6 protein-coding genes and 1 pseudogene are annotated in these 8419 nt (G+C 28.6%); all 7 read right to left on the reverse strand.

Annotation, left to right across the window (positions count from 1 at the left end; translation table 11 throughout):
• Positions 1–49: 49 nt before the first annotated feature.
• Complete coding sequence (locus ACIQ56_RS11425) at positions 50–1045, reverse strand: ABC transporter ATP-binding protein (protein WP_397601190.1); 996 nt, start codon at positions 1043–1045, stop codon at positions 50–52.
• Between the two features lie 5 nt (positions 1046–1050).
• Entirely contained in the window at positions 1051–1872 is an 822-nt protein-coding gene (locus ACIQ56_RS11430) for an ABC transporter permease (RefSeq protein WP_397601191.1), read from the reverse strand.
• A gap of 14 nt (positions 1873–1886) precedes the next feature.
• Positions 1887–5441: an AAA family ATPase gene (locus tag ACIQ56_RS11435; RefSeq protein ID WP_397601192.1), complete on the reverse strand. Its 3555-nt coding sequence runs from the start codon at positions 5439–5441 to the stop codon at positions 1887–1889.
• Positions 5442–5472: 31 nt separating this feature from the next.
• The gene (gene sbcD / locus ACIQ56_RS11440; protein WP_397601193.1) at positions 5473–6699 is read right to left on the reverse strand and encodes an exonuclease subunit SbcD; all 1227 of its coding nucleotides are present in this window, start codon (positions 6697–6699) and stop codon (positions 5473–5475) included.
• A 30-nt stretch (positions 6700–6729) separates the two neighbouring features.
• Complete coding sequence (gene bamD / locus ACIQ56_RS11445) at positions 6730–7488, reverse strand: outer membrane protein assembly factor BamD (RefSeq protein WP_397601194.1); 759 nt, start codon at positions 7486–7488, stop codon at positions 6730–6732.
• Positions 7489–7523: 35 nt separating this feature from the next.
• Positions 7524–7934, reverse strand: a complete 411-nt coding sequence (gene mce / locus ACIQ56_RS11450; RefSeq protein WP_397601195.1) for a methylmalonyl-CoA epimerase — start codon at positions 7932–7934, stop codon at positions 7524–7526.
• A 10-nt stretch (positions 7935–7944) separates the two neighbouring features.
• Positions 7945–8419: pseudogene (locus ACIQ56_RS11455) on the reverse strand (hypothetical protein); the annotation flags it as partial.

Raw genomic sequence — 8419 nt, forward strand, 5'->3', positions numbered from 1 at the left:
ATGAAGAATCCTAATCTTTATTTTTATAAAATTCTCAATCATATTTCATTTAAGTACTAATATCACCACTATTGATTTTAATAAATACATCTTCTAAAGCTGGTGATTCCGTAAATATATCCGAAATTCTCATTCCAATTTTTAGAGCTACGGTATTCATAACATTCACTGAATCTAAAAAAGAATTCATACTACCGTGAACGTAAGGTAAAGATAGTTTTAAGTTTCCTTTACTATGAGAAACCTGTTTAACAGGCTCTAATAATATAGAAAGACTATTTAAATAAGAGGAATGATCTTGCATCCATTGATAAACGTTAGAAACTTCAATTAAACAAGAAATTTTATGTTTTCCACCAAGAGCTAAAAGTTCTTTATTTTCTTTTAAAGTAACAATTTCGCCACTTTTAACAATCGCAATTCGACTGCAGAACTCTTCTGCTTCTTGAAGATAATGAGTGGTTAAAATAATTGTCATTCCTTGTTTATGAAGACCTTCAATAAATTCCCACATGCTTTTTCGCAACTGAATATCAACTCCAGCGGTTGGTTCATCTAATACTAAAATTTTAGGTTTATGAACTAAAGCTCTAGCAATCATCATACGGCGTTTCATACCACCGCTTAATTCTCGGGTTGTTTTTTTAATGTGTTCCGTTAGCATTAATTTTTCTAATAAAAAATCGATCCATTCTTTATCTGGTTTAAATCCTGAAAGTTTACTTTGAATATGAAGCATTGTTGGTAAATTAAAAAAAGTGTCTGCAATCAACTCTTGCTGCACAACTCCTAATAATCTTTTTGTTTGAGAAGTATTTTCGTTAACACTCAATCCTTCAACAATCACATCTCCTGTTGTGGGTTTATTTATTCCAGCAAGGAGACTTAATATAGTTGTTTTACCTGCTCCATTATGTCCTAATAAACCAAAACACTCTCCTTTTTTTATAGAAAGATTTAATGGTTTTAATGCTTCAAATTGTCCGCCTTTAGGAAGCTTGTATATTTTACTTGCATTTTTAAATTCAATTGAAATTGCATTCATTAATTTTAAGCCCTCAAACCAAAGCCAGATTTTAAAACTTTAACTGAAAAAATAGAGGTTAAAATAAAAAATAAAATAGAAACGGAAAAAGAAACAAGAGGTGAAGTATCCGAAATTCCCAATACAGAATAACGAAACATACTCACAATATAAAATATAGGATTTAAAAATCTTATAAATTGGATCCATTCCGGAAAAGAACTAAATGAAAAAAAGACGCCTGAGAAAAAGACAAGCGGCTGAACCACAAAAGACATAATGACACCGACTTGATCCCAACTTTTACAGACGGCTCCCGCTGCAATTCCAATACTTCCAAAAATTCCAGTTGCAAGAATGATAGCAAATAATAATAAAAAGGGATTAAATGAAACAAAACTCCAAGAACAAATAAAACCCGAAATTAAAACAGCTAAAGAAACAATAATGGCTCTGATAACAGCTCCAAAAATATAAGCAAGCCACATAGATAGTGGAGAAAGAGGAGCCATTAACACATCTACAATTGTGCCGCTCCATTTTGCTATCATAATACTGCTCATTGGATTTTGAAGCCCAGCATTTACAACTTCCATGGCCATAATTCCAGGAATTAAAAACACGACATATTCAAAACCATGCGTCAATTCTAGATTATTTGGTGAAGATATTAATTTACCAAGCGCAATACCAAATAGTCCAAAATAAATTAAAGCACTGCCAAAAGGAGCTAAAATGGTTTGTGCAGGTACGGCAAAAAATCTTCTGACTTCTCTTTCAAAAACACCAAAACCTGGCAACCAAGATTTCCCGATAGCTTCTCTTTTTAGATATTCCTGAATATCCATTTACACCTCAACTTTTATAAGTTTTCAACTTTGATACATGAATGACCATTTCCTAATTTCTCTAAAATAATGCGAGCACCAATGGACTCTTTTAAGGATTCCACATGGCTGATAATCCCAACTTGTGTTCCATTAGAATATAAAGATTCTAAGGCACCCATTGCTATCTGCAAGGTTTCGGGATCTAAAGTACCAAAACCCTCATCTAATAAAATGGTTTCAATTGGCATTCTTACACTTCTGTAATCCGCCAGTGCTAAAGCAAGTGCTAAAGAAACTAAAAAAGTTTCTCCCCCAGAAAGAGTTTTAAATGATCTTAATTCATTCGCATGATAACTATCTTTTATGGCAAAAGCGAGTCTTGGTTTATTTTCGGAGTCCATGGCGGGTGCTAAAGAATATCTTTTTTCAAACCTTGACAAATGATAATTTGCTTTAGAAATAAGTTCTTCTAAATTTAATATTTGCGCAAATTTTTTAAATTGATCTCCATTATTAATTCCAATAATTTGATGCAAACGTTGCCAAATAGAAAACTCATGCTGAATCTCTTTCAGCTCTTCATAAAACTTAGTACTTTGATTTTTATTTTCTTCATTACAAATAATTCTTTGATATATATTTGCTTTACTTTCTTTCAAATTATCAATAAAAAATAATAATTCTTTCCTATTTTGCTGTAAAAAATCATAGTCATAGTTAAATTTATTATCAAAGTTTATTTCTTGATGCTTTTTTAAATCTAATTCTCTTTGACTTTTTAATTCCGTTGTTGAAATTTTTATTTTTTCAAGCTCGGTATAAATGATATGATATTTTTTATAATCTTCTTCATTTAAATTATGCTTTATAATTTCATCTTTATTATCAATTTCTAATTTAATAAATTCATTTTTTAAAAAATCATGAATTAAAAACAAATTATCATTTATTTGATTTTCTTGACTAGTTATATTTTCAAGTTGATTTTTTAAAACAACATAGTTTTTTTCTTTATCATTAAATATTTTTTGCTCTTGAGTGAGTTTCGAATATTTAGAATTGACAGAATCATTCAGTTCATTTTCAAATTTTTCTGGGTCTTCCCCATTTAATACTGAGATTATTTCTAAATCTAAGGTATTTAATTTTTTATCTATAAAAACCAATTCATGTTTTAAATTTTGAATCATTTTTTCATTTAATAAAATATCTTTATCTGTTTCAACTAATTTATATGATATTTCAGACTTTTCATTTTCAATCATACGAAATTTATCAAAATATTTTTTCTCATCAAAAATAATATTGCCACTCAAAACATTGTCATATTCGATTGATTTTTTAAAGGCGTCCAAATCGAAATTTTGATCTAAATATTTTAAAACATCACTCAATTCTTGAATATATCTTAAATAATTACTTTCATTATTTTTATTTTCAATATATTGATCTTTCATTAAATTATAATTTTCGAAATTTTCACTTATTTTTTTTATTTCTAAATCAGTGTTTTTTAAATTTTCTTCATTATTTTTTTCTAGTTCTCTTAACGCATTATAAAACTGATCACTGTTTTTTATTACATGAGAATAGTTTTTCTCACGGAACATTTCTATTAAGGTATTTTTTTTATCGTCAATTCCTTTTTTTAAGGAGTTTATTTGTGAGTTCATATTTTTAATATCTTGAGTAAAAATAAATACATTTTTTTCAATTTGATTTAAAGTTGTCAAAGAATTATGATAAGATTCTTCTTTAAAGATCAACTGGGAAGTCAAAAATTGATGTTTTTCAAGTATCTCTAAATCCGAATTTTTAAATGCAGCCTCTTGAAAATAAGGGTGATCTAAACTTCCACATAATGGACAATTTTCCCCTAAATTTAAATGTTTTCTTTGTTCTGCTAAACCTATTCTCCAAGACAGATCGGATACTTGATTTTTAATGATAGAAATTTCGTTTAGCTCATAATCATAAGTATTTTTTGTGAATGAATAGTTTTCATTTTCTTTTAAAATATTCTTTTCTAATTCATTGTGCTGTTTTTCTAAATCGCTTAATTCCATTTCTTTTTTTTGAAGTTCTTCAAGGTAAAAAGAAATTTTACTCATAGAAGACTTTTCTAAATTTAAAAGATCTCTTTTTTTTCTCAGACAAATAAGTTTTTCTTGGGGATTTTCAAAAGGAATAGATAATGAAATAACATCTTTTTTTAAAATTTCAAACTTATTTTTAACTTCAATTGAAGATTTTAAAAATAAATTGTAATTTACAAACATATTATTTAAATCTTTTTTAACTTCATTATACAATTCACTTTGATTTGTTTTAATTTGAAGATATTTTTTTTCTAAAATATCTTTTAAATGAATTAAATTATCTTTTTCTTTCGCAACCTGATCTATTTTATTTTTTTTATCTTCTAAATCTAATAAAAGATTATTTTTTTGAAATCGAAGTTCTTTTCCTTTATAAATTTCAGGCTTTTTTGTATTTAAAATATTTTTAGCAGATTCATAAGATTCATGATATTGCTTTAAATTATTAGAAATAAAAGTAATATGAGTTTTAAGAATATTTAAATTTTCTTGATTTTTCTCTTTGTCTAATTTTAATTTTAACAAATTACTATTTAAAATTTCTTCTTTTTGTATATATTGAATAGCATTTTTAAATTTATGATATTGTTCTATACTAAAGATAACTTCGATATTTTTTTTGTACTTGTTCTCATAGTTTTCAAATGAGATTAAAGCTTCATTGTATTTTTCTTCGAGATATTTCTTTTTATCAAGCCATTCCATATTTTTATTTAAATTTTCAATACTTTTTTCTGAAGAAATGATTTTTTCATTAAGCTCTAAATTTTCATTTATTAGTTTTTCTTCTTCTTCTAAGGATAATATTTGAATACCGTTGAACTTCAAAGTTGCCTGATTTAATTTTTCTTCATAACTTTTCTTTTTTTCTGAAGCCTTTTTTCCAATGTCTTTATATATTTCTGTATTGGTAAGTCGCTCTAATATGGCTGCTCTTTCTTCTTCATTTGCTTTTAAAAAAGCAGCAAACTCACCTTGAGCTAACAAGACCATTCTTTTAAAATCATCAACTGTCAAATTCTCTAGAACTTTATTAAAATGCGGTTCAAAAAATTTAGGCCGATGATCACTTACAATTTGCTCCCATTCATTAAATTCGGGAATATATTTTTCTAATATTCTTCTTGGATCCTTAAAATTTCCATCTGGTTTTTTGTAAGCTCTTTCACATTGCCATGTAGCACGATATTTTTCTAAGTTTCCGTTTTCAAGTTTTATAAATGTCAATTGAGAAAATGCAAATGCGGTTCCTCGTGACATGACTTGCCTGCAATCATTTTCAGAATCTTTATCCGTCTTGCTTTTTATCAATCGCGGGGTTTGCCCAAATAATGCAAGAGACATGGCATCCATTAAAGTTGATTTTCCAGCTCCAGTCGATCCCATAATTAAAAAAAGAGGAGACCCCAATAAATCTTTTTCAAAATCGACACTGTGTTGTCCATACAACGAGTTTAAATTTTCAAGTTCAATTTTTAATAATTTCAAAATAAAAACCCTTAATTAATTAAATAATACTTTAAATATTTTCTTCGTTAAGTAAACTACGAAATGCTTTTAATAAATCATTATCAACAACTTGGTTTTGACTTTCACACATTTTAATAAATACCTGTTCAGTAGTTAAGTCTTTTAAAGAAACAACTTCAGTGTATACATTTTTAGAATCATTATTTAAAATAGGTATTTGTCTGATATATGCTATTATTGGCGTATTTTGAAAAAACAAATGATTTAAATTTTTTCGAATTTCGAGATCAATTCCTGGAATATAAGTATTTACAGAAATTTGAATGGCAAGTAAGGGAGGCTTTGCGGTTTGCCAACTTAAATTTTTTAAAATAGTTGATATTTCTTCTAAGTTTCCTTTTATTTCTATGATATTTCTTAATACAGGAACTTCTACTTTTTGAATGAGTGGCTTTTTATTATTTTCAGATTGAAAAGTAACAATTTGAACATAACGAGCCGTTTTTGATTCTTTAATAGATAAAGGAATGGGGGAACCACTATAATATGCATTTGAGTTTTCAACATGATAAGCTCTGTGAATATGCCCTAGAGCTACATAAGAAAAACGAGGATCAAAGATATCATTCGGCAGACCACCAAGGGTACCAACCATATGAACCTCTAGTGGTGCATCATCATTTTCACAACCAACACAAGCTAAATGCCCAGTTGCCATAATAGGAGCATCTTTTGCTAAAACTTCGGCTTCTTCTGCTAAATTAAAATAAAATTCTGTTATTTTTTGTTTAAAATTATTTTGAATTTCTTTTTCAGTTTGAAAGGAAGTACGAACACCTAATTTATACTCATGGATATAAGGAACAACAGCAATAACTAATTCTACTTCATTATTTAAATTATAAATAGGACAAAGGTAACGGGATAATAGATTTGCATTGGCATTAAGACCACCAATAATGAAGACATCAAGTAATTTTAAAAGTTCAGACGGTGCATCGAGGCGAGTAGGAGAGTCATGATTTCCTCCTAAAACAATTACCTTTTTAACTTTGGTTTTCTCTGAAACTTGAAATAAAAATTGATAATATATTTTTTGAGCTTCTGCAGAAGGTTGCGGTTGATCAAAAACATCTCCCGCAATAATTAAAATATCAATTTGCTGTTCTTTTAGTGTATCAATTAACCAATTTATAAAAAACTGATGATCTTCTTCCCTAGAAATTCCTTCAAATGATACCCCTAAATGCCAATCTGATGTATGAAGAATTTTCATGATTTTTACCAAAGATAAATAAAATATTTATTATTTAGCAGATTTTATTTCTTGAGCCTTTTTTCTTAAATCTTCTGGTTTTGCACCTTTAAATATATAATATTTATCCGATTCAGGATCATCTTCTAAAATATCTGCTAACTCTTCGTAACAAACGGCGGCTCTTTGTTTTGCTTCTTCTTTTAGATCATTATATTGAGAATAATTTTTTAAAATGCCAAGATATCTTGATAAAGAAGCAGAATAGAGATCTTTCTTCCAGTAAAATCGCGCCACAAATAATTCATGTTCAGCAAGTCTTCTTGTTAAAATTTTAATTCTTTCATTTGATTCCGCATTAAATTCCCCATTTGGATATGTTTTAACATAGTACTGATAACGTGAAATTGCTTTTTTTGCAGAAGCTTGTTCTCTGTCCACTTCTTCAGAGGCTTGTGAGTCATAAGAATTTGCTATGCGGTAGTATGCAAAAGAAACATTTTTATCAATTGGGTTTTTTCGAGCAAAATCTTCGTATGCGGCAATGGCTTCGGGATATTTTCCAGATAAATAATATGCATTTGCCTGCATTAAATCGGCTTCTGGATTATTTTTTGAGTAAGGATAACGAGCCTTATATTCATCTACATTTGCAATCACATCAGACCAATTTTTATCATTAAATTCATTACGAATTCTGGTGATACCATCATCTTGAGATAACTCAGAAATGGGTGTCGAGCGACAAGAAACAATTCCTAATACAAGAAATAAACTAATGAAAACAACAAATAACTTTTGACTTTTCATATTCTTACAATTCTCTTTAAAATGATTAAGTTGAACTATTTTGATTGTTCCTCAACAAGCTCAACAAGCACACCACCGGTAGAATGAGGATGAACAAATACAATACGCATATTATGTGCTCCATACCTTGGCTTTTCATCAATAAGCTTAATATTGTTTTTTTTCAAATGATCAATCCAATTGTCTAAATTATCGACCTCTAATGCGATATGTTGAATACCCGAGCCTTTTGTTTCCAAAAATTTTGCAATAGGACTTTCCGAACTCGTAGGAGATAAGAGCTCTAGTCTTGAATTTTCGCAGCGCACAAATTCCACAGCTACTTTTTGTTCTTCTACAGTTTCACCTCCCTCATGATTTAAGCCTAGAATGGTAGTGAAAAAAATTTTAGATTGATTTAAATCTTTTGGAACAATACCAAGATGATTGATTCTTTTAATTTTCATTTGAATGACCTTAATTATTTTTTATATTTTTTTCGAAAATTCCATTTGCAATAGACATAGCTGTAGTCATTCCTCTAAAAAGAGAATCAATTTCATTTTGAGAAATTTTTTCAACATCTTCTTTGAATTTCAATTCAGCCATCATAATTACATTTTGCAAAACTTCTTTTCTTAATCTTAAGTAACGTAACTCTTTTCCAACAGAATTTTTATTTTCATATTCATGATGAAGAAACACGCTTTGAATGACCTCTGAAATTCCTTCTCTTGCAGAAGCTGAAGTTTTTAAAACAGGAGGTACCCAAGCCTCTTCCTGAGTCGGGTGGGTATTTTCTTTGATTTCTTGAATCATGCGCGAAGGATCTGCTAAATCACATTTATTAATGACATATATTGTTGCTAGTTGTAAAATTCCCGCTTTCATTAATTGTATTTCATCGCCGCTATTTGGCATTAAAACGAGAATAGTGGAATCTGCAATATTT

Source organism: Silvanigrella sp. (assembly GCF_044369315.1).
Taxonomy (GTDB): domain Bacteria; phylum Bdellovibrionota_B; class Oligoflexia; order Silvanigrellales; family Silvanigrellaceae; genus Silvanigrella.

Coding starts and splice junctions, on each gene's coding strand:
- sbcD (WP_397601193.1), bottom strand. CDS start 6,699: ATGAAAATTCTTCATACATCAGATTGGCATTTAGGGGTATCATTTGAA.
- bamD (WP_397601194.1), bottom strand. CDS start 7,488: ATGAAAAGTCAAAAGTTATTTGTTGTTTTCATTAGTTTATTTCTTGTA.
- ACIQ56_RS11430 (WP_397601191.1), bottom strand. CDS start 1,872: ATGGATATTCAGGAATATCTAAAAAGAGAAGCTATCGGGAAATCTTGG.
- mce (WP_397601195.1), bottom strand. CDS start 7,934: ATGAAAATTAAAAGAATCAATCATCTTGGTATTGTTCCAAAAGATTTA.
- ACIQ56_RS11425 (WP_397601190.1), bottom strand. CDS start 1,045: ATGAATGCAATTTCAATTGAATTTAAAAATGCAAGTAAAATATACAAG.